An 18,951-nucleotide genomic window follows, 5' to 3' on the forward strand; every position below is an offset into this window, starting at 1 on the left:
TCCATCGAGATGCGCGACACCGACGAGGACGTCTTCCGCGCGGCGGAGGAACTCGGTATCGATCTGTCCCGGCGTGAGCCGAGCAGCGTGGAAGAAGTCTGAGGGGGAGATCGCACACAATGCTAGACGTCAACTTCTTCGACGAGCTCAGGATCGGTCTTGCGACCGCCGACGACATCCGTCAGTGGTCGCACGGCGAGGTCAAGAAGCCCGAGACCATCAACTACCGGACTCTCAAGCCGGAAAAGGACGGACTCTTCTGCGAGAAGATCTTCGGTCCGACCCGCGACTGGGAGTGCTACTGCGGCAAGTACAAGCGCGTCCGGTTCAAGGGCATCATCTGTGAGCGCTGTGGCGTCGAGGTGACCCGGGCCAAGGTGCGCCGTGAGCGGATGGGCCACATCGAGCTGGCCGCGCCCGTCACGCACATCTGGTACTTCAAGGGCGTGCCGTCGCGCCTCGGCTACCTGCTCGACCTGGCCCCGAAGGACCTGGAGAAGGTCATCTACTTCGCGGCTTACATGATCACGCATGTCGACACCGACATGCGTGAGCGTGACCTGCCCTCGCTGGAGGCGAAGATCTCCGTCGAGCGGCAGCACATCGAGCAGCGCCGTGACGCCGACGTCGAGTCCAGGCAGAAGAAGCTCGAGTCCGACCTGGGCGAGCTGGAGGCCGCCGGCGCCAAGGGCGACCAGCGGCGCAAGGTCCGCGAGGGCGCCGAGCGCGAGATGCGCCAGCTCCGCGACCGCGCCCAGCGCGAGCTGGACCGGCTCGACGAGGTCTGGAGCCGCTTCAAGAACCTCAAGGTCCAGGACCTTGAGGGCGACGAGCTGCTCTACCGCGAGATGCGCGACCGCTTCGGCCGCTACTTCAAGGGCGGCATGGGCGCGCAGGCGATCCAGGACCGTCTGATCAGCTTCGACCTCGACGCCGAGGCCGAGAACCTGCGCGAGACCATCCGCAGCGGCAAGGGCCAGAAGAAGGCCCGCGCCCTCAAGCGGCTCAAGGTCGTGTCGGCGTTCCTGAACACGACCAACTCGCCGCGCGGCATGGTGCTCGACTGCATCCCGGTCATCCCGCCGGACCTGCGCCCGATGGTGCAGCTCGACGGTGGCCGGTTCGCGACCTCCGACCTCAACGACCTGTACCGCCGGGTCATCAACCGGAACAACCGCCTCAAGCGTCTGCTCGACCTCGGTGCGCCCGAGATCATCGTGAACAACGAGAAGCGGATGCTCCAGGAGGCCGTCGACGCGCTGTTCGACAACGGCCGTCGCGGTCGCCCGGTGACCGGCCCCGGCAACCGGCCGCTGAAGTCCCTCAGCGACATGCTGAAGGGCAAGCAGGGTCGTTTCCGCCAGAACCTGCTGGGCAAGCGAGTCGACTACTCCGGCCGTTCGGTCATCGTCGTCGGCCCGCAGCTCAAGCTGCACCAGTGCGGTCTGCCCAAGCAGATGGCGCTGGAGCTGTTCAAGCCGTTCGTGATGAAGAGGCTCGTGGACCTCAACCACGCGCAGAACATCAAGTCGGCCAAGCGGATGGTCGAGCGCGCCCGCCCCGTCGTGTGGGACGTGCTCGAAGAGGTCATCACCGAGCACCCGGTGCTGCTCAACCGCGCTCCGACGCTCCACCGTCTGGGCATCCAGGCGTTCGAGCCGCAGCTGGTCGAGGGCAAGGCCATCCAGATCCACCCGCTCGTCTGCACCGCCTTCAACGCGGACTTCGACGGCGACCAGATGGCCGTGCACCTGCCGCTGTCGGCTGAGGCCCAGGCCGAGGCACGCATCCTGATGCTCTCGACCAACAACATCCTCAAGCCGGCCGACGGCAAGCCCGTGACGATGCCCACCCAGGACATGGTCATCGGCCTCTACTGGCTGACCACCCAGAAGGAAGGCGCGACCGGCGAGGGCCGCGTGTTCGGCTCGATCGCCGAGGCGCAGATGGCCTTTGACCGTCGCGAGCTGGAGATCCAGGCGAAGATCCAGATCCGGGTCAAGGACGTCCTGCCTCCGCGCGACTGGGTCGCTCCCGAGGGCTGGGAGCAGGGTGACTCGATCCGGCTGGAGACGACGTTCGGGCGGTGCCTGTTCAACCAGACGCTCCCCGAGAGCTACCCGTTCGTCAACTTCCAGGTGGGCAAGAAGCAGCTGTCCACGATCGTGAACGAGCTGGCCGACACCTACCCCAAGGTCGAGGTCGCCAACTCGCTCGACGCGCTCAAGGACGCGGGCTTCCGCTGGGCGACCCGCTCCGGCGTCACGATCTCGATCGAGGACGTCGTCGCGCCGCCGAACAAGACCGACATCATGGAGAACTACGAGCGCCGGGCCGACAAGGTCCAGCGCGAGTACGAGCGTGGTCTGATCACCGACGAGGAGCGCCGCCAGGAGCTCATCGAGATCTGGACCCACGCCACGGCCGACGTCGAGACCGACATGGTCAACGCCTTCCCGGCGACCAACCCGGTCTGGATGATGGTCAACTCGGGCGCCCGTGGTAACAAGATGCAGGTCCGGCAGATCGCCGGCATCCGTGGCCTGGTGTCCAACACCAAGGGTGAGACGATCCCGCGTCCGATCAAGGCCTCCTTCCGTGAGGGCCTGTCGGTGCTGGAGTACTTCATCTCCACCCACGGTCAGCGGAAGGGTCTGGCCGACACCGCCCTGCGTACCGCCGACTCGGGTTACCTGACCCGTCGTCTGGTGGACGTCGCCCAGGACGTCATCGTCCGCGAGATCGACTGCGGCACCGACCGCGCGGTCCCGCTGCACGTCGGCGAGCGCGACGCGTCGGGCAACCTGGTCAAGGCGGAGAACGCCGAGTCCAACGTGCACGGCCGCATCATGGCCGAGGACGTCGAGGTCGACGGCAAGGTCATCGTCCCGGCGGGTGTCGACATCAACGACATCCACGTGACGAAGCTGGTCGAGGCCGGTGTCGAGACCGTCCGCACCCGCAGCGCGCTCGTCTGCGAGGCCAAGATCGGTGTCTGCGCGACCTGCTACGGCCGCTCGCTGGCCACCGGCAAGCTCGTGGACGTCGGCGAGGCGGTCGGCATCATCGCCGCCCAGTCGATCGGTGAGCCCGGCACGCAGCTGACGATGCGTACGTTCCACACCGGTGGTGTGGCTGGCGCCGACATCACCCACGGTCTGCCCCGTGTCACGGAGCTGTTCGAGGCGCGCATCCCCAAGGGTGTCGCCCCGATCTCCGAGGCCGAGGGCCGGGCCCGGATCGACGAGACCGACAAGACCAGGAAGATCGTCATCACCCCCGACGACGGGTCGGAGGAGATCGCCTACCCGGTCTCGATGCGTTCGCGCCTGCTCGTCCAGGACGGTCAGCGCGTGACGGTCGGCCACCAGTTGATCGCCGGTGCGGTCAACCCCAACGAGGTGCTGCGCATCCTCGGCCCGCGGGCCGTGCAGCTGCACCTGGTGGCCGAGGTCCAGCAGGTCTACCGGTCGCAGGGTGTGTCGATCCACGACAAGCACATCGAGATCATCGTGCGGCAGATGCTCAAGCGCGTGAACGTGCTGGAGTCCGGTGACACCGACCTGCTGCCCGGCGAGCTCGTGGAGCGTCCGCGCTTCGAGCAGATGAACCGCGAGACGGTGGCCGAGAGCGGCTCGCCGGCCGCGGGCCGTCCGGTGCTCATGGGCATCACGAAGGCGTCGCTGGCCACCGAGTCGTGGCTGTCGGCGGCCTCCTTCCAGGAGACGACCAGGGTGCTGACGGACGCGGCGATCCACGCCAAGTCCGACTCGCTGCTGGGCCTGAAGGAGAACGTCATCATCGGTAAGCTCATCCCGGCCGGTACGGGCATGCCCCAGTACCGCAACATCCGGGTCGAGCCGACCGAGGAGGCCAAGGCGGCCATGTACACCGTCGGCGGTTACGACGGTTCGGCGGCCGACTACACCTTCGGCACGGGCAGCGGCGAGGCCGTCCCGCTGGAGGAGTACGACTTCGGTCAGTACAACCGATAGCAGTTGTTTCACAAGCGCCGCGCCCGGGTCTCTTCCGAGAGGCCCGGGCGCGGCGCTTTTCCGGCCGTACGCGCTGCCGTAGGCGGTCACAGGCGCTCTGGGCGTCGGGGGCGGTCCAGGGGAGAGGGTCCGCCGCCGTGGCGGTCTGTGGGCCGGTTGCGGGGCTCCCTGGCGAATTGGCACACGTCGGTCCTCAGTGCCGGTATCATTGCCGCGGCGCTTCGGATGGGCTGGATGAGACAGGCCACGGTGGCACGGAGCGGCGAGGCCGACAGGCGTTGCCGTGCCGTTTTGACGTGTCGGCTGAGCCTGGGTAGTCTTGAGCATCGTGCCCGTCTCTAGCGGGCTTTCGGCTGTGCGCTCATATCCATAGGGAGAGCGTCGGCTGGACTCTCAGGCTCGCAAGTCTCCGTGGCTGTGTCTGTGTGAATAGCGCGACACGCCCGACCGCGGGGGCGCCGAGACGAGGAAAACCAGCAGGTCATGACACCGGCAGAACCTGCGAAAAGCAAGACCCAATGACGTAACACCGGCCAAGGCACGAAACGGAGTGGCAGTGCCCACTATTCAGCAGTTGGTCCGCAAGGGCCGGCAGGACAAGGTCTCCAAGACCAAGACTCCTGCCCTCAAGGGGAGTCCGCAGCGGCGCGGTGTGTGCCAGCGCGTTTACACCACGACCCCGAAGAAGCCCAACTCGGCACTGCGCAAGGTGGCCCGCGTTCGCCTCACGAACGGCATCGAGGTCACGGCTTACATCCCCGGTGTGGGCCACAACCTGCAGGAGCACTCCATCGTGCTCGTGCGTGGCGGTCGTGTGAAGGACCTGCCTGGTGTTCGCTACAAGATCATCCGCGGTTCGCTCGACACCCAGGGTGTCCGCAACCGCAAGCAGGCCCGCAGCCGCTACGGCGCGAAGAAGGAGAAGAGCTAACAATGCCTCGTAAGGGTTCTCCTGGCCGTCGTCAGCTCATGTCTGACCCGGTTTACAGCTCGCCGCTGGTGACCGCCCTGATCAACAAGGTGCTCCTGGACGGCAAGCGCTCCATCGCGCAGTCGATCGTGTACGGCGCCCTCGAAGGCTGCAGGGAGAAGACGGGCAACGACCCGGTCGTCACCCTCAAGCGCGCGCTTGACAACGTCAAGCCGACCCTCGAGGTTCGCAGCCGCCGTGTCGGTGGCGCGACGTACCAGGTGCCGGTCGAGGTGCGCGCCGCGCGCAGCACCACCCTGGCCCTGCGCTGGCTGGTGCAGTACTCCCGCGCCCGCCGCGAGAAGACCATGACCGAGCGCCTCATGAACGAGCTCCTCGACGCCAGCAACGGCCTCGGGGCGAGTGTCAAGAAGCGCGAGGACACCCACAAGATGGCCGAGTCCAACAAGGCCTTCGCCCACTACCGCTGGTAACCCGGCGGGTTCGACGAGACGACGAGGACGCGAGTTAAAGTGGCCGCTACGACCGCTCTTGACCTGGCCAAGGTCCGCAACATCGGGATCATGGCCCACATCGACGCGGGCAAGACCACCACGACCGAGCGCATCCTGTTCTACACCGGTATCAACTACAAGATCGGTGAAGTCCATGAGGGCGCTGCCACCATGGACTGGATGGAGCAGGAGCAGGAGCGCGGCATCACGATCACGTCTGCCGCGACGACCTGTGAGTGGATCGGTCACACCATCAACATCATCGACACTCCGGGTCACGTCGACTTCACCATCGAAGTGGAGCGCTCGCTCCGCGTCCTCGACGGTGCCGTCGCCGTGTTCGACGGTGTCGCCGGTGTCGAGCCGCAGTCGGAGACGGTGTGGCGGCAGGCCGACCGCTACGAAGTCCCGCGCATCTGCTTCGTGAACAAGATGGACCGTGTCGGCGCGGAGTTCCACCGCTGCGTCGAGATGATGGTCAGCCGCCTGGGCGCGACCCCCGCTGTGATTCAGCTTCCGTGGGGTGTCGAGGCCGACTTCAAGGGCGTCATCGACCTCATCAAGATGAAGGGGCTCATCTGGAGCGCCGACGCGGCCAAGGGCGAGATGTACGACACCGTCGACGTCCCGGCCGACCACGCCGACGCCGCCCGCGAGTGGCGTGACCGCCTCATCGAGACGGTCGCCGAGAACGACGACGAGCTGATGGAGCTCTTCCTGGAGGGCACCGAGCCCACCGAGGAGCAGCTGGTCGCGGCCATCCGCCGCGCCACGCTGACCAGCTCCATCAACCCGGTGCTCTGCGGCACCGCGTTCAAGAACAAGGGCGTTCAGCCCCTGCTCGACGCGATCGTCGCCTACCTCCCCGCCCCGACCGACATCCCGGCGTTCAAGGGTTACGCGGTCGGCAACGAGGAGAAGGTGATCGAGCGTCACGCGGACCCGACCGAGCCGTTCTCCGCGCTGGCCTTCAAGATCGCCAGCGACCCGCACCTGGGCAAGCTCACCTACATCCGCATCTACTCCGGCACGCTCGACACCGGTTCACAGGTCGTGAACTCGGTGAAGGGCAAGAAGGAGCGGATCGGCAAGATCTACCAGATGCACGCCAACAAGCGCGAAGAGCGCCCGCAGGCGATCGCCGGTCAGATCGTCGCCGTCATGGGTCTGAAGGACACCACGACCGGCGACACCCTTGCCGACCCGGCCAACCCGGTCGTGCTCGAGTCGATGACGTTCCCGGCTCCGGTCATCAACGTCGCCATCGAGCCCAAGACCAAGGGCGACCAGGAGAAGCTGTCCACCGCCATCCAGCGGCTGGCCGAGGAGGACCCGTCCTTCCAGGTCCGTCGTGACGAGGAGACCGGTCAGACGGTCATCTGGGGCATGGGCGAGCTTCACCTGGAGATCCTCGTCGACCGTATGCGTCGTGAGTTCAAGGTCGAGGCCAACGTGGGCCGCCCGCAGGTGGCCTACCGCGAGACCATCCGCCGCAAGGTGGAGAAGGTCGACTACACCCACAAGAAGCAGACCGGTGGTTCCGGTCAGTTCGCGCGGGTGATCATCGACCTGGAGCCGCTGGGCGAGGGCAACGACGGTTACGAGTTCCAGAACAAGGTCTCGGGTGGCCGCGTCCCGAGGGAGTACATCCCCTCGGTCGACGCCGGTGCCCAGGAGGCCGCCGAGTTCGGCGTGCTGGCCGGTTACCCGATGGTGGGCGTGAAGGTTACGCTGACCGACGGTGCCGCCCACGACGTCGACTCCTCGGAAATGGCGTTCAAGATCGCCGGCTCGATGGCCTTCAAGGAGGCCGCGCGCAAGGCGGACGCCGTTCTTCTCGAGCCGATGATGGCCGTCGAGGTCACCACGCCCGAGGACTACATGGGTGACGTCATCGGTGACCTCAACGGTCGCCGCGGGCAGATCCAGGCGATGGACGAGCGGGCCGGCGCCCGAGTCGTCCAGGCGCTCGTGCCGCTGTCTGAGATGTTCGGCTACGTGGGTGACCTGCGTAGCAAGACGCAGGGGCGCGCGAGCTACAGCATGCAGTTCGACTCCTACGCGGAGGTGCCCCCGGGCATCGCCAAGGAGATCGTCGCGAAGGCCCGGGGCGAATAACTTCCCGGTCCCTGGCGGGGTGGTGCGAGCCACCCCGCCGCCTAGGGGTCTGGGATCTCCCGGGCCCGAGTGTGTAGACGAAAGTCAGTCAGATTCTCAAGGAGAGAACCAGTGGGCAAGGCCAAGTTCGAGCGGACTAAGCCGCACATGAACATCGGCACCATTGGACACATCGACCACGGCAAGACCACGCTGACCGCGGCGATCACCAAGGTGCTTCACGACCGTTACCCCGAGCTCAACAAGGCGACTCCGTTCGACAAGATCGACAAGGCGCCCGAGGAGAAGGCTCGCGGTATTACGATCTCCATCGCGCACGTCGAGTACCAGACCGAGAAGCGTCACTACGCTCACGTTGACTGCCCCGGTCACGCCGACTACGTGAAGAACATGATCACCGGTGCCGCTCAGATGGACGGCGCGATCCTCGTGGTCGCCGCCACCGACGGCCCGATGCCGCAGACGAAGGAGCACGTCCTCCTGGCCCGCCAGGTCGGCGTCCCCTACATCGTCGTGGCGCTGAACAAGTCCGACATGGTCGACGACGAGGAGATCCTCGAGCTCGTCGAGCTGGAGGTCCGTGAGCTCCTGTCCGCGCAGGAGTTCCCCGGCGACGACCTGCCCGTCGTCCGCGTCTCGGCTCTCAAGGCTCTTGAGGGTGACGAGAAGTGGGCCGACAGCATCATCGAGCTGATGAACGCGGTGGACGAGAACGTCCCCGAGCCTCCCCGTGACACGGAGAAGCCGTTCCTCATGCCCGTCGAGGACGTCTTCTCGATCACCGGTCGCGGCACCGTCGTCACCGGTCGTATCGAGCGCGGCATCGTCAAGGTCAACGAGCAGGTCGACATCATCGGCATCAAGCCGGAGAAGACGACCACCACCGTCACCAGCATCGAGATGTTCAACAAGATGCTCGACGAGGGTCACGCCGGCGACAACGCCGCCCTGCTGCTCCGTGGCATCAAGCGCGACGACGTCGAGCGCGGCCAGTGCATCATCAAGCCGGGCACGACGACCCCGCACACCGAGTTCACCGGCCAGGTCTACATCCTGTCCAAGGACGAGGGCGGCCGCCACACGCCGTTCTTCAACAACTACCGCCCGCAGTTCTACTTCCGTACGACTGACGTGACCGGTGTTGTGAACCTCCCCGAGGGCACCGAGATGGTCATGCCGGGCGACAACACCGAAATGCGCGTTGAGCTGATCCAGCCCATCGCCATGGAGGAAGGCCTCAAGTTCGCGATCCGTGAGGGTGGCCGCACCGTCGGCGCCGGCCGGGTCGTGAAGATCCTCAAGTAGTTCGACCGTCGGGGCGGCGGTCGGCCCCACATCAGGGCCGACCGCCGCACCACGTCAAGGGCCTCGCGTAAAGCGCCGTGATCCAGCAGTCGCTTCGGCCATAGTGACCGAAGTAACTGCCGGATCACGGAAGAAAAGACAGATCAACAGTGTCTGTCTCGTGGGGTTACGCAGGGTCAGACCTGCACCAGCACAGCGGCACAAGGCCGCACGATACTTTTTCAGACGACAGCGAAGGACACCGAGGCCACTATGGCGGGACAGAAGATCCGCATCCGGCTTAAGGCCTATGACCACGAGGTCATCGACAGCTCGGCCAAGAAGATCGTCGAGACGGTGACGCGGACTGGCGCGAAGGTCGCGGGCCCGGTGCCGCTGCCGACCGAGAAGAACGTGTACTGCGTCATCCGCTCGCCGCACAAGTACAAGGACAGCCGCGAGCACTTCGAGATGCGCACGCACAAGCGGCTGATTGACATCATCGACCCGACCCCCAAGACGGTTGACTCGCTCATGCGGCTCGACCTCCCCGCGGGTGTCGACATTTCGATCAAGCTCTGAGGGAACGCACTGACATGGCTAAGACGATCAAGGGCGTCCTGGGCAAGAAGCTCGGCATGACCCAGGTCTTCGACGCGGACAACCGGATGGTTCCGGTGACCGTGGTCGAGGCCGGTCCGTGCGTGGTGACCCGGGTCCGCACCGCAGACAAGGACGGCTACTCCGCCGTCCAGCTCGGCTTCGGGCAGGTCGACCCCCGGAAGGTCAACAAGCCGCTCGGCGACTACCTGCGTAAGCACGACATCACCCCGCGCCGTTACTTCGCGGAGATCCGCACCGACGACGCGAGCGACTACACCCTGGGCCAGGAGCTGCTGGCCGACACCTTCGAGGCCGGCCAGTTCGTCGACGTGACGGGCAAGAGCAAGGGCAAGGGCTTCGCCGGTGTCATGAAGCGGCACGGCTTCGCCGGTCTGGGCGCGTCGCACGGTACGCAGCGCAAGCACCGCTCGCCGGGTTCCATCGGTGGCTGCGCCACCCCGGGCCGCGTATTCAAGGGCCTGCGCATGGCCGGTCGGATGGGTAACGTCCGCACCACTGTGCAGAGCCTCAAGGTTCACTCCGTGGACGCCGAGAAGGGCCTCATCCTGATCAAGGGTGCGATCCCCGGCGCTAACGGCAGCCTGGTCCTCGTTCGCACCGCTGCCAAGAAGGGGGCTGCCAAGTGAGCACCACTATTGACGTCCTCGACGCCAGCGGCGCCAAGGCCGGCACCGTCGAACTGCCCGAAGACGTCTTCGGCACGACGGTCAACGTTCCGCTGATCCACCAGGTGGTCGTGGCCCAGCTCGCCGCTCGCCGGCAGGGCACCCACAAGGCCAAGACCCGTGGTGAGGTCCGCGGTGGCGGCAAGAAGCCGTACCGCCAGAAGGGCACCGGCCGCGCCCGTCAGGGCTCGACCCGCGCGCCGCAGTTCGCCGGCGGTGGCACCGTCCACGGGCCCGTGCCGCGTGACTACTCGCAGCGCACGCCCAAGAAGATGAAGGCCGCCGCCCTGCGCGGTGCGCTGTCCGACAGGGCCGGTGGCGGTCGCGTCCACGTGGTCAGCACGCTGATCGCGGGGGAGACCCCCAAGACCAAGGCTGCCCTTGAGGCCCTGCGCAAGATCACCCAGGCTCCCCGCGTGCTCGTCGTCGTCGACGAGGCCGACGAGCTGACCTGGATGAGCCTGCGTAACGCTCCCGAGGTCCACCTGCTGGACGCCGGGCAGCTCAACACCTACGACGTGCTCGTGCACGACGACGTGGTCTTCACCCAGGAGGCGTACGACCAGGTCGTCGCGCGGCTGAGCCAGGGCGGGAAGGAAGACGCCTGATGGAGAAGATCGCCGACCCGCGCGACATCATCATCAAGCCGGTCGTCTCTGAGAAGAGCTACGGCCTGATCGATGAGAACAACAAGTACACGTTCCTGGTGAAGAAGACCGCGAACAAGACCCAGGTCAAGATCGCTGTTGAGCAGATCTTCGGGGTCAAGGTCACCAGCGTGAACACCATCAACCGGACGGGCAAGCGCAAGCGCACCCGCACCGGTTTCGGCAAGCGTCCCGACACCAAGCGCGCCATCGTGAGCCTGGTCGAGGGCGATCGGATCGACATCTTCGGTCAGATCGGCTAGCAGCGCCATAGATAGGAAGCGGACCGAAAGGTCTGCGAGGGACGAGACCGTCGCATTTCGGTGCGGCGGGCTCGCCCATGTAACCGACGAAGGATGAACGAAAAAGATGGGCATCCGTAAGTACAAGCCGACGACTCCGGGTCGCCGCGGGTCGAGTGTCTCGGACTTCTCCGAGATCACCCGCAGCACGCCTGAGAAGTCGTTGCTTGCGCCCCTTCACAGCAAGGGCGGCCGAAACGTACACGGCCGGGTGACCGCGCGCCACCAGGGCGGCGGACACAAGCGCGCCTACCGGATCATCGACTTCCGTAGGCATGACAAGGACGGCATCCCGGCGAAGGTCGCTCACATCGAGTACGACCCCAACCGCACCGCCAACATCGCTCTGCTCCACTACGCCGACGGTGAGAAGCGCTACATCATCGCGCCGACCGGCCTCAAGCAGGGCGACCGAATCGAGAACGGCCCCGCTGCCGACATCAAGCCGGGCAACTGCCTGCCGCTGCGCAACATCCCGACCGGTACCTTCATCCACGCGGTGGAGCTCCGTCCGGGCGGCGGCGCGAAGCTCGGTCGTTCCGCGGGCGCCCAGATCCAGCTGCTCGCCAAGGAAGGCCAGTACGCCACCCTGCGTATGCCGTCCGGTGAAATGCGCATGGTCGACGTGCGCTGCCGGGCGTCTGTGGGCCAGGTCGGCAACGCCGAGCAGGCCAACATCAACTGGGGCAAGGCTGGCCGTATGCGGTGGAAGGGCAAGCGCCCGACCGTCCGTGGTGTCGCCATGAACCCCGTTGACCACCCGCACGGTGGTGGTGAGGGCAAGACCTCCGGCGGTCGCCACCCGGTGAACCCCAAGGGCAAGCCCGAGGGCCGCACCCGCCAGGCCAACAAGTCCAGCGACCGGCTGATCATCCGTCGTCGGAGCAAGAGGAAGAAGCGGTAGGAGCAGCCGAAATGCCACGTAGCCTTAAGAAGGGTCCCTTCGTGGACGACCACCTTCAGAAGAAGGTGGACGCCCAGAACGAGAAGGGCACCAAGAACGTCATCAAGACGTGGTCGCGGCGCTCCATGATCGTTCCCGACATGCTCGGGCATACGATCGCCGTGCACGACGGCCGCAAGCACGTCCCGGTGTTCGTCACCGAGTCGATGATCGGCCACAAGCTCGGAGAGTTCGCCCCGACGCGGACGTTCCGCAGCCACGTCAAGGAAGACCGGCGCAGCCGGCGATAGACGCCTTCAGAAGCATTTAGAGGAGTAAGCGATGGAAGCCAGGGCTCAGGCGCGGTTCGTCCGTGTCACGCCCCTCAAGGCCCGCCGCGTGGTGGACCTTATTCGCGGGCTGCCCGCTTCGGAGGCGCAGGCCGTGCTGCAGTTCGCTCCCCAGTCGGCGAGCGAGCCGATCTACAAGGTGCTCAGCAGCGCCATGGCGAACGCCGAGCACAACTTCAACCTCGACCCCAGCACGCTCGTCGTGAGCCGCGCCTGGGTCGACGAGGGCCCGACGCTGAAGCGGTTCCGCCCGCGTGCACAGGGTCGCGCCTATCGGATCAACAAGCGGACGAGCCACATCACCGTGATCGTGGAATCCCGCGAGCCGAAGGGAAGGACCCGATAGTGGGCCAGAAGGTTAACCCGCACGGGTTCCGCCTCGGCATCACGACCGACTTCAAGAGCCGGTGGTACGCCGACAAGCTGTACAAGTCGTACGTCGCCGAGGACGTGGCGATCCGTCGCATGCTGCAGAAGGGCATGGAGCGGGCCGGCATCTCCAAGGTCGAGATCGAGCGCACGACGGACCGCGTCCAGGTGGACATCCACACCGCGCGTCCCGGCATCGTGATCGGCCGCCGCGGCGCCGAGGCGGACCGTATCCGTGGCGACCTCGAGAAGCTGACCAAGAAGCAGGTCCAGCTCAACATCCTCGAGGTCAAGAACCCGGAGATCGACGCCCAGCTCGTCGCTCAGGGCGTCGCCGAGCAGCTGTCCAGCCGCGTCTCGTTCCGCCGCGCCATGCGCAAGGCGATGCAGTCGGCCATGAAGTCCGGCGCCAAGGGCATCCGTGTCCAGTGCGCCGGTCGTCTGGGCGGCGCCGAGATGTCGCGGTCGGAGTTCTACCGTGAGGGTCGTGTGCCGCTGCACACCCTTCGCGCGGACATCGACTACGGCTTCTACGAGGCCCGTACCACCTTCGGCCGTATCGGCGTGAAGGTCTGGATCTACAAGGGCGAGGCTCCGACCAGCCGCGCCGAGCGTGAGGCGGCCGCCGCCGGCGCTCGTGCCGGCCAGCGTCGCGAGCGTGACGACCGTCGCGGTGGCGGCGGCGACCGTCCGCGTCGTGGCGGCGGTGACCGTCCGCGTCGTGGTGGCGGTGGCCGTGGCGACCGCGCCCCCCGTACCGAGGCAGCTTCGCAGGCTGCCCCTGAGACCGGCCCGGCTGCGCAGCCGGGTGCTGAAGGGAGCTGACCATGCTGATCCCGCGCAGGGTCAAGCACCGCAAGCAGCACCGGCCTGACCGCAGCGGAGCCGCCAAGGGCGGCACCAGGGTCGTGTTCGGCGAGTTCGGCATTCAGGCTGTTGAGCACTCCTACGTGACCAACCGCCAGATCGAGTCCGCTCGTATCGCCATGACCCGTCACATCCGCCGTGGCGGCAAGGTGTGGATCAACATCTACCCCGACCGTCCCCTCACCAAGAAGCCCGCCGAGACCCGCATGGGTTCCGGTAAGGGTTCGCCGGAGTGGTGGATCGCCAACGTCAAGCCCGGACGCGTGATGTTCGAGCTGTCCGGCGTGGCGGAGTCGGTCGCGCGTGAGGCCCTCACCAGGGCGATCCACAAGCTGCCGATGAAGTGCAAGATCGTTAAGCGTGAAGTGGGTGAGGCGTGATGGCTAAGGGCCTGACCGCCGGCGAGCTGCGAGTGGAGGACCAGGACACTCTGGTCCAGAAGCTCAAGGAGGCCAAGGAGGAGCTGTTCAACCTCCGCTTCCAGGCAGCGACCGGTCAGTTGGAGAGCCACGGGCGGCTGCGCGCCGTCCGCCGCGAGATCGCCCGTATCTACACCGTGATGCGCGAGCGTGAGCTCGGCATCGTCACGGTCGAGAAGGAGACGAGCGATGGCTGAGACCGAGACCACCGAAACCACCGAGACGAACGACTCGCGGAACTTCCGCAAGGTCCGTGAGGGCCTGGTCGTCAGCGACAAGATGGACAAGACCGTCGTCGTCGCCGTCGAGGACCGCGTCAAGCACCGTCTGTACGGCAAGGTCATCCGCCGTACGACCAAGTACAAGGCGCACGACGAGGCCAACGCCTGTGGCGTCGGCGACCGCGTGCTGCTCATGGAGACCCGCCCCCTCTCCGCCACCAAGCGGTGGAGGGTCGTGGAGATCCTCGAGAAGGCCAAGTAAGCCTTCTCGGATATACCGCGCCTCGTGGGGGCCTCAGGGCCCCCATGACGGCGTCCAAGGACGCGAGGTCCTCCGGGCCTCGCGTCGCCTGCGGTGCGGCCCCTGCGTGGACTGTGGCCGTGGGAACAAGACAACGACAGGTTCCGCCAGGCTCAGAAATGAGAACCGGCGCGACTAACAGGAGTTCAACGTGATCCAGCAGGAGTCGCGGCTCAAGGTCGCCGACAACACTGGTGCAAAGGAGATCCTTTGCATCCGTGTTCTCGGTGGCTCGGGCCGACGCTACGCCGGTATCGGCGACATCATCGTCGCCACTGTCAAGGACGCGCTGCCGGGCAGCACGGGCGTCAAGAAGGGCGATGTGGTCAAGGCCGTCATCGTCCGCACGGTCAAGGAGCGCCGCCGGCCCGACGGCTCCTACATCCGCTTCGACGAGAACGCCGCCGTCATCATCAAGGACAGCGGTGACCCTCGTGGCACTCGTATCTTCGGCCCGGTCGGCCGCGAGCTGCGCGACAAGAAGTTCATGCGCATCATCTCGCTCGCCCCGGAGGTGCTGTAATGCCGAAGCTGCATGTGAAGAAGGGTGACCTGGTTCAGGTCATCGCCGGCAAGGACAAGGGTGTCAAGGGTCACGTCATCGCCACGTACCCGCGCGAGGACCGCGTGGTGATCGAGGGCGTCAACATGATCAAGAAGCACACCAAGGAGACCCACCAGGGTCCGCGCGGCGCCAAGACCGGCGGCGTGCAGACCATGGAGGGCCGCATCCACGTGTCCAACGTGAAGAAGCTCAAGGACGAGAAGCCCGCCGACAAGAAGGCCGACAAGGCCGAGGAGACGGGTGAGGACAGCTGATGACCGCCACGACCACTGAGACCGAGCGCCCGACGCCGCGACTCAAGACGAAGTACCGCGAGGAGATCGCGGCCCAGCTTCGCGAGCAGTTCGGCATCGAGAACGTCATGCAGATCCCGGCCCTGACCAAGATCAAGGTCAACATGGGTGTCGGTGAGGCGGCTCGCGACTCCAAGCTCATCGAAGGCGCCGTACGCGACCTCACCGTGATCACCGGTCAGAAGCCGGCCGTCGTCCGGGCGCGCAAGTCCATCGCGCAGTTCAAGCTGCGTGAGGGCATGCCGATCGGCGCGCACGTCACGCTGCGCGGCGACCGTATGTGGGAGTTCCTCGACCGCCTGCTGGCGCTCGCGCTGCCCCGTATCCGGGACTTCCGCGGCCTGTCGCCGAAGCAGTTCGACGGCAACGGCAACTACACGTTCGGTCTGACCGAGCAGGTCATGTTCCACGAGGTCGACCAGGACAAGGTCGACCGTCCGCGGGGCATGGACATCACGGTCGTGACCACCGCGACGAACGACGACCAGGGCCGGGCGCTGCTGAAGCTCCTCGGCTTCCCGTTCAAGGAGGCCTGATCCAATGGCGAAGAAGTCGCTGATCGCCAAGGCGGGGCGCAAGCAGAAGTTCGAGGTCAGGGCCTACACCCGGTGCTCGCGTTGCGGTCGTCCGCGCGCCGTGTACCGCAAGTTCGGCCTGTGCCGCGTGTGCTTCCGCGAGATGGCGCACCGGGGCGAGCTGCCCGGCATCACCAAGTCGAGCTGGTAGATACCCTGGGGGACGGCCCCGCGTCGTCCCCTGGGACCCATGTTCAGAAGAAGACAGGACGCTCCGCGTCCATGACCGCGCCGAAGGTCCACCGGCAGAGCGCTGCTTGGCCGACTGGAAACCGCGGCGAGGAAGGCCACTGGCCATGACGATGACCGACCCGATCGCAGACATGTTGACGCGTCTGCGTAACGCGAACTCGGCGTACCACGAGAGCGTGTCGATGCCGTATTCGAAGATCAAGGCGCATATCGCCGAGATCCTCCAGCAGGAGGGCTACATCCAGTCCTGGGCCGTCGAAGACGCCAAGGTTGGAAAGAACCTCGTGGTGGAGCTCAAGTTCGGGCCCACCCGTGAGCGTTCGCTCGCGGGCCTGCGCCGGGTTTCCAAGCCCGGTCTGCGGGTTTATGCAAAGAAGGACAACCTGCCTCGAGTCCTGGGCGGGCTGGGCGTCGCGATCATCTCGACGTCCGCCGGTCTCATGACTGACAAGCAGGCCGGCAAGCGTGGCGTGGGCGGCGAAGTCCTCGCCTACGTCTGGTAGAGGGGAGGAACACAGCATGTCGAGAATCGGACGGCTGCCCATCCCTGTGCCCAGTGGCGTAGACATCACGATCACCGGCCAGGATGTCCAGGTCAAGGGCCCGAAGGGCACGCTTTCTCACACGGTCGCGGACCCGATTTCGGTCGGTCGTGACGACGACGGCGCCATCGCCGTCTCCCGGCCCAACGACGAGAACAAGGTCCGTGCGCTGCACGGCCTGTCCCGGACGCTGATCGCCAACATGGTGCAGGGCGTCACCCAGGGGTACACCAAGGCCCTTGAGATCGTCGGCGTCGGTTACCGCGTTCAGGCCAAGGGCCCGACGCAGCTGGAGTTCTCGCTGGGCTTCAGCCACCCGGTCATCGTCGACGCCCCCGAGGGTGTCACCTTCCGCGTCGAGAAGCCGACCCTGTTCCACGTGGACGGCATCGACAAGCAGAAGGTCGGCGAGGTCGCGGCCAACATCCGCAAGTTGCGCAAGCCTGACCCGTACAAGGGCAAGGGCGTGCGTTACCAGGGCGAACAGATCCGCCGCAAGGTCGGAAAGGCTGGTAAGTAGGCATGGCTCCGAAGACTGCGTTCAGCAAGCACACGGCTGCCCGCACCGTCTCGCGGGCTCGCCGTCACCGCCGCGTCCGCAAGTTCGTCGTCGGTACGGCCGAGCGTCCGCGCCTGGTCGTCAACCGCTCGACCCGTCACATGTTCGTCCAGATCGTGGACGACTCCGTCGGCCACACGCTGGTCAGCGCGTCCACCATGGACGCCTCGCTGCGCACCCTCGAGGCCGACAAGACGGAGAAGGCCAAGAAGGTCGGCGAGCTCCTCGCTCAGCGGGCCAAGGAAGCCGGGATCACCAAGGTCGTCTTCGACCGCGGTGGCAACCGCTACGCCGGTCGCATCGCGGCTCTGGCGGACAGCGCCCGCGAAAGCGGGTTGGAATTCTGATGGCAACTGAGAAGAGGAACCACTGATGGCTGCAGCTCCGCGTCGCGGTGGCGGCACCGGTGGCGAGCGGCGGGACCGTCGTGACGATCGCCGCGGTGGCGCCGCCGACAAGGGCGTCTCGTACATCGAGCGCGTAGTGAAGATCAACCGAGTGGCCAAGGTCGTGAAGGGTGGTCGTCGCTTCAGCTTCACCGCCCTCGTCATCGTCGGTGACGGCAACGGCCTGGTCGGCGTCGGTTACGGCAAGGCCAAGGAAGTCCCCGCGGCCATCGCCAAGGGCGTCGAAGAGGCGAAGAAGCACTTCTTCAAGGTGCCTCGGATCCAGGGCACCATCCCGCACACCGTGCAGGGCGAGGAGGCGGCCGGTGTCGTCTTCCTGCGTCCGGCCTCGGCCGGTACCGGCGTCATCGCCGGTGGCCCGGTGCGCGCGGTCCTGGAGTGCGCCGGCATCCATGACGTGCTGTCCAAGTCGCTCGGCTCGGACAACCCGATCAACATCGTGCACGCCACGGTGGCGGCTCTGAAGGGCCTTTCGCGCCCCGAGGAGATCGCCGCCCGCCGTGGTCTGCCGATCGAGGACGTCGCCCCGGCCCGCATGCTCAAGGCTCAGCGCGAGGGCATCGCCGAGGCCGCGGCCGCGAAGGCGGTGAGCTAGTCATGGCACGCCTGAAGATCACTCAGGTTCGCTCGAAGATCGGTGGCAAGCAGAACCAGCGTGACTCGCTGCGTTCGCTTGGCCTGAAGCGAATCGGCGATGTCGTCGTCAAGGAGGACCGTCCCGAGATTCGCGGGATGGTGTCCGTGGTGACGCACCTCGTCGAGGTGGAAGAGGTCGACTAGTCATGACTGACAAGGCTCCGCTCAAGATTCACGACCTGCGTCCTGCTCCGGGTGCCAACAAGGCCAAGATCCGCAAGGGTCGCGGCGAGGCGTCCAAGGGCAAGACGGCCGGTCGCGGCACCAAGGGCAGCCACGCCCGTACCACGGTTCCCCTCGGCTTCGAGGGTGGCCAGGTGCCGCTGCAGAGGCGTCTGCCGAAGCTCAAGGGCTTCTCCAACGCGATGTTCAAGACGACCTACCAGGTCGTCAACCTGGACAGGCTCGGCGAGCTGTTCCCCGAGGGTGGCGACGTCACCGTCGAGGCCCTGGTGGCCAAGGGCGCCGTTCGCAAGAACCAGCTCGTGAAGGTGCTCGGCACCGGCGAGATCTCCGTCGCTGTGAACGTTACGGCTCACGCCTTCTCGTCCGCCGCGAAGGAGAAGATCGCCGCCGCCGGTGGTTCCGTTACCGAGCTGTAGCTCCGCTATGACGAGGCGTGGGGGTTCCGACAATGGGCCCCCACGCCCTTAGTGCGTTAGAGTTCGGCGAGGCGGCAGGATTCTGTCCGGCTCGTTTGACTGAGACTTGA

The 18,951-nt window shown here is 66.1% G+C and carries 26 protein-coding genes; all 26 read left to right on the plus strand.

The window, feature by feature from the left end:
• Positions 1-119 precede the first annotated feature (119 nt).
• The 26 genes from ACWCSU_RS00005 (at position 120) to rplO (ending at position 18,841) form a co-directional block, all read left to right on the plus strand.
• Positions 120-3,995 carry a DNA-directed RNA polymerase subunit beta' gene (locus ACWCSU_RS00005; RefSeq protein WP_357705914.1) on the plus strand — a complete coding sequence of 1,292 codons (3,876 nt, stop codon included), beginning with the start codon at positions 120-122 and terminating at the stop codon, positions 3,993-3,995.
• 556 nt (positions 3,996-4,551) lie between these two features.
• Positions 4,552-4,926, plus strand: a complete 375-nt coding sequence (gene rpsL / locus ACWCSU_RS00010; RefSeq protein WP_020542315.1) for a 30S ribosomal protein S12 — start codon at positions 4,552-4,554, stop codon at positions 4,924-4,926.
• 2 nt (positions 4,927-4,928) lie between these two features.
• Positions 4,929-5,399, plus strand: a complete 471-nt coding sequence (gene rpsG, locus ACWCSU_RS00015) for a 30S ribosomal protein S7 (RefSeq protein ID WP_043623423.1) — start codon at positions 4,929-4,931, stop codon at positions 5,397-5,399.
• A gap of 90 nt (positions 5,400-5,489) precedes the next feature.
• Positions 5,490-7,538 (plus strand): elongation factor G, encoded by a 2,049-nt coding sequence (gene fusA / locus ACWCSU_RS00020; protein WP_397044743.1) that lies wholly within the window; start codon positions 5,490-5,492, stop codon positions 7,536-7,538.
• Positions 7,539-7,649: 111 nt separating this feature from the next.
• Complete coding sequence (tuf, locus tag ACWCSU_RS00025; RefSeq protein ID WP_125644684.1) at positions 7,650-8,843, plus strand: elongation factor Tu; 1,194 nt, start codon at positions 7,650-7,652, stop codon at positions 8,841-8,843.
• A 252-nt stretch (positions 8,844-9,095) separates the two neighbouring features.
• Positions 9,096-9,404 carry a 30S ribosomal protein S10 gene (gene rpsJ / locus ACWCSU_RS00030; RefSeq protein ID WP_012887830.1) on the plus strand — a complete coding sequence of 103 codons (309 nt, stop codon included), beginning with the start codon at positions 9,096-9,098 and terminating at the stop codon, positions 9,402-9,404.
• Positions 9,405-9,418: 14 nt separating this feature from the next.
• Positions 9,419-10,072, plus strand: coding sequence for a 50S ribosomal protein L3 (gene rplC / locus ACWCSU_RS00035; protein WP_357705912.1), 654 nt, complete (start codon positions 9,419-9,421; stop codon positions 10,070-10,072).
• Positions 10,069-10,719: a 50S ribosomal protein L4 gene (gene rplD / locus ACWCSU_RS00040; RefSeq protein ID WP_357705911.1), complete on the plus strand. Its 651-nt coding sequence runs from the start codon at positions 10,069-10,071 to the stop codon at positions 10,717-10,719. The genes rplC and rplD overlap by 4 nt, the downstream gene beginning before the upstream one ends.
• Entirely contained in the window at positions 10,719-11,021 is a 303-nt protein-coding gene (gene rplW / locus ACWCSU_RS00045) for a 50S ribosomal protein L23 (protein ID WP_352327250.1), read from the plus strand. Before rplD ends, rplW begins: the two co-directional genes overlap by 1 nt.
• Positions 11,022-11,127: 106 nt before the next feature.
• Positions 11,128-11,964 (plus strand): 50S ribosomal protein L2, encoded by an 837-nt coding sequence (gene rplB / locus ACWCSU_RS00050; protein ID WP_125644676.1) that lies wholly within the window; start codon positions 11,128-11,130, stop codon positions 11,962-11,964.
• An 11-nt stretch (positions 11,965-11,975) separates the two neighbouring features.
• Entirely contained in the window at positions 11,976-12,254 is a 279-nt protein-coding gene (rpsS, locus tag ACWCSU_RS00055; protein ID WP_030451498.1) for a 30S ribosomal protein S19, read from the plus strand.
• A 31-nt stretch (positions 12,255-12,285) separates the two neighbouring features.
• Positions 12,286-12,639: a 50S ribosomal protein L22 gene (gene rplV, locus ACWCSU_RS00060; protein WP_080043235.1), complete on the plus strand. Its 354-nt coding sequence runs from the start codon at positions 12,286-12,288 to the stop codon at positions 12,637-12,639.
• Positions 12,639-13,487 (plus strand): 30S ribosomal protein S3, encoded by an 849-nt coding sequence (gene rpsC, locus ACWCSU_RS00065; RefSeq protein ID WP_355378612.1) that lies wholly within the window; start codon positions 12,639-12,641, stop codon positions 13,485-13,487. The genes rplV and rpsC overlap by 1 nt, the downstream gene beginning before the upstream one ends.
• A gap of 2 nt (positions 13,488-13,489) precedes the next feature.
• Positions 13,490-13,909, plus strand: coding sequence for a 50S ribosomal protein L16 (gene rplP / locus ACWCSU_RS00070; protein WP_125644673.1), 420 nt, complete (start codon positions 13,490-13,492; stop codon positions 13,907-13,909).
• Complete coding sequence (rpmC, locus tag ACWCSU_RS00075) at positions 13,909-14,145, plus strand: 50S ribosomal protein L29 (RefSeq protein ID WP_080047279.1); 237 nt, start codon at positions 13,909-13,911, stop codon at positions 14,143-14,145. Before rplP ends, rpmC begins: the two co-directional genes overlap by 1 nt.
• The gene (gene rpsQ, locus ACWCSU_RS00080; protein ID WP_357705910.1) at positions 14,138-14,431 is read left to right on the plus strand and encodes a 30S ribosomal protein S17; all 294 of its coding nucleotides are present in this window, start codon (positions 14,138-14,140) and stop codon (positions 14,429-14,431) included. Before rpmC ends, rpsQ begins: the two co-directional genes overlap by 8 nt.
• A 190-nt stretch (positions 14,432-14,621) precedes the next feature.
• Entirely contained in the window at positions 14,622-14,993 is a 372-nt protein-coding gene (rplN, locus tag ACWCSU_RS00085; protein WP_106253399.1) for a 50S ribosomal protein L14, read from the plus strand.
• Entirely contained in the window at positions 14,993-15,289 is a 297-nt protein-coding gene (gene rplX, locus ACWCSU_RS00090; RefSeq protein ID WP_449932499.1) for a 50S ribosomal protein L24, read from the plus strand. The genes rplN and rplX overlap by 1 nt, the downstream gene beginning before the upstream one ends.
• Positions 15,289-15,864 (plus strand): 50S ribosomal protein L5, encoded by a 576-nt coding sequence (gene rplE / locus ACWCSU_RS00095; RefSeq protein WP_357705909.1) that lies wholly within the window; start codon positions 15,289-15,291, stop codon positions 15,862-15,864. Before rplX ends, rplE begins: the two co-directional genes overlap by 1 nt.
• Positions 15,865-15,868: 4 nt before the next feature.
• Positions 15,869-16,054, plus strand: coding sequence for a type Z 30S ribosomal protein S14 (locus tag ACWCSU_RS00100; protein WP_020542298.1), 186 nt, complete (start codon positions 15,869-15,871; stop codon positions 16,052-16,054).
• 145 nt (positions 16,055-16,199) lie between these two features.
• Positions 16,200-16,598: a 30S ribosomal protein S8 gene (gene rpsH / locus ACWCSU_RS00105; protein WP_125644666.1), complete on the plus strand. Its 399-nt coding sequence runs from the start codon at positions 16,200-16,202 to the stop codon at positions 16,596-16,598.
• 16 nt (positions 16,599-16,614) lie between these two features.
• The gene (gene rplF, locus ACWCSU_RS00110; protein WP_125644665.1) at positions 16,615-17,157 is read left to right on the plus strand and encodes a 50S ribosomal protein L6; all 543 of its coding nucleotides are present in this window, start codon (positions 16,615-16,617) and stop codon (positions 17,155-17,157) included.
• 2 nt (positions 17,158-17,159) lie between these two features.
• Positions 17,160-17,543: a 50S ribosomal protein L18 gene (gene rplR, locus ACWCSU_RS00115; protein WP_357705908.1), complete on the plus strand. Its 384-nt coding sequence runs from the start codon at positions 17,160-17,162 to the stop codon at positions 17,541-17,543.
• Between the two features lie 25 nt (positions 17,544-17,568).
• Positions 17,569-18,198: a 30S ribosomal protein S5 gene (rpsE, locus tag ACWCSU_RS00120; protein ID WP_357705907.1), complete on the plus strand. Its 630-nt coding sequence runs from the start codon at positions 17,569-17,571 to the stop codon at positions 18,196-18,198.
• Positions 18,199-18,200: 2 nt separating this feature from the next.
• A complete protein-coding gene (rpmD, locus tag ACWCSU_RS00125; RefSeq protein WP_080043226.1) occupies positions 18,201-18,383 on the plus strand; it encodes a 50S ribosomal protein L30 in 183 nt (60 codons plus the stop codon).
• Positions 18,384-18,385: 2 nt separating this feature from the next.
• The gene (rplO, locus tag ACWCSU_RS00130) at positions 18,386-18,841 is read left to right on the plus strand and encodes a 50S ribosomal protein L15 (RefSeq protein ID WP_357705906.1); all 456 of its coding nucleotides are present in this window, start codon (positions 18,386-18,388) and stop codon (positions 18,839-18,841) included.
• Positions 18,842-18,951: the final 110 nt, after the last annotated feature.

The organism is Nonomuraea sp. NPDC001699, from assembly GCF_053596455.1.

Bases quoted from the DNA above. Each gene is read 5' to 3' on its own strand.
- ACWCSU_RS00005 (WP_357705914.1), top strand. From the start codon at position 120: ATGCTAGACGTCAACTTCTTCGACGAGCTCAGGATCGGTCTTGCGACC.
- rpsG (WP_043623423.1), top strand. From the start codon at position 4,929: ATGCCTCGTAAGGGTTCTCCTGGCCGTCGTCAGCTCATGTCTGACCCG.
- fusA (WP_397044743.1), top strand. From the start codon at position 5,490: ATGGCCCACATCGACGCGGGCAAGACCACCACGACCGAGCGCATCCTG.
- rpsJ (WP_012887830.1), top strand. From the start codon at position 9,096: ATGGCGGGACAGAAGATCCGCATCCGGCTTAAGGCCTATGACCACGAG.
- rplC (WP_357705912.1), top strand. From the start codon at position 9,419: ATGGCTAAGACGATCAAGGGCGTCCTGGGCAAGAAGCTCGGCATGACC.
- rplW (WP_352327250.1), top strand. From the start codon at position 10,719: ATGGAGAAGATCGCCGACCCGCGCGACATCATCATCAAGCCGGTCGTC.
- rplB (WP_125644676.1), top strand. From the start codon at position 11,128: ATGGGCATCCGTAAGTACAAGCCGACGACTCCGGGTCGCCGCGGGTCG.
- rpsS (WP_030451498.1), top strand. From the start codon at position 11,976: ATGCCACGTAGCCTTAAGAAGGGTCCCTTCGTGGACGACCACCTTCAG.
- rplV (WP_080043235.1), top strand. From the start codon at position 12,286: ATGGAAGCCAGGGCTCAGGCGCGGTTCGTCCGTGTCACGCCCCTCAAG.
- rplP (WP_125644673.1), top strand. From the start codon at position 13,490: ATGCTGATCCCGCGCAGGGTCAAGCACCGCAAGCAGCACCGGCCTGAC.
- rpmC (WP_080047279.1), top strand. From the start codon at position 13,909: ATGGCTAAGGGCCTGACCGCCGGCGAGCTGCGAGTGGAGGACCAGGAC.
- rpsQ (WP_357705910.1), top strand. From the start codon at position 14,138: ATGGCTGAGACCGAGACCACCGAAACCACCGAGACGAACGACTCGCGG.
- rplX (WP_449932499.1), top strand. From the start codon at position 14,993: ATGCCGAAGCTGCATGTGAAGAAGGGTGACCTGGTTCAGGTCATCGCC.
- rplE (WP_357705909.1), top strand. From the start codon at position 15,289: ATGACCGCCACGACCACTGAGACCGAGCGCCCGACGCCGCGACTCAAG.
- ACWCSU_RS00100 (WP_020542298.1), top strand. From the start codon at position 15,869: ATGGCGAAGAAGTCGCTGATCGCCAAGGCGGGGCGCAAGCAGAAGTTC.
- rpsH (WP_125644666.1), top strand. From the start codon at position 16,200: ATGACGATGACCGACCCGATCGCAGACATGTTGACGCGTCTGCGTAAC.
- rplF (WP_125644665.1), top strand. From the start codon at position 16,615: ATGTCGAGAATCGGACGGCTGCCCATCCCTGTGCCCAGTGGCGTAGAC.
- rplR (WP_357705908.1), top strand. From the start codon at position 17,160: ATGGCTCCGAAGACTGCGTTCAGCAAGCACACGGCTGCCCGCACCGTC.
- rpsE (WP_357705907.1), top strand. From the start codon at position 17,569: ATGGCTGCAGCTCCGCGTCGCGGTGGCGGCACCGGTGGCGAGCGGCGG.
- rpmD (WP_080043226.1), top strand. From the start codon at position 18,201: ATGGCACGCCTGAAGATCACTCAGGTTCGCTCGAAGATCGGTGGCAAG.
- rplO (WP_357705906.1), top strand. From the start codon at position 18,386: ATGACTGACAAGGCTCCGCTCAAGATTCACGACCTGCGTCCTGCTCCG.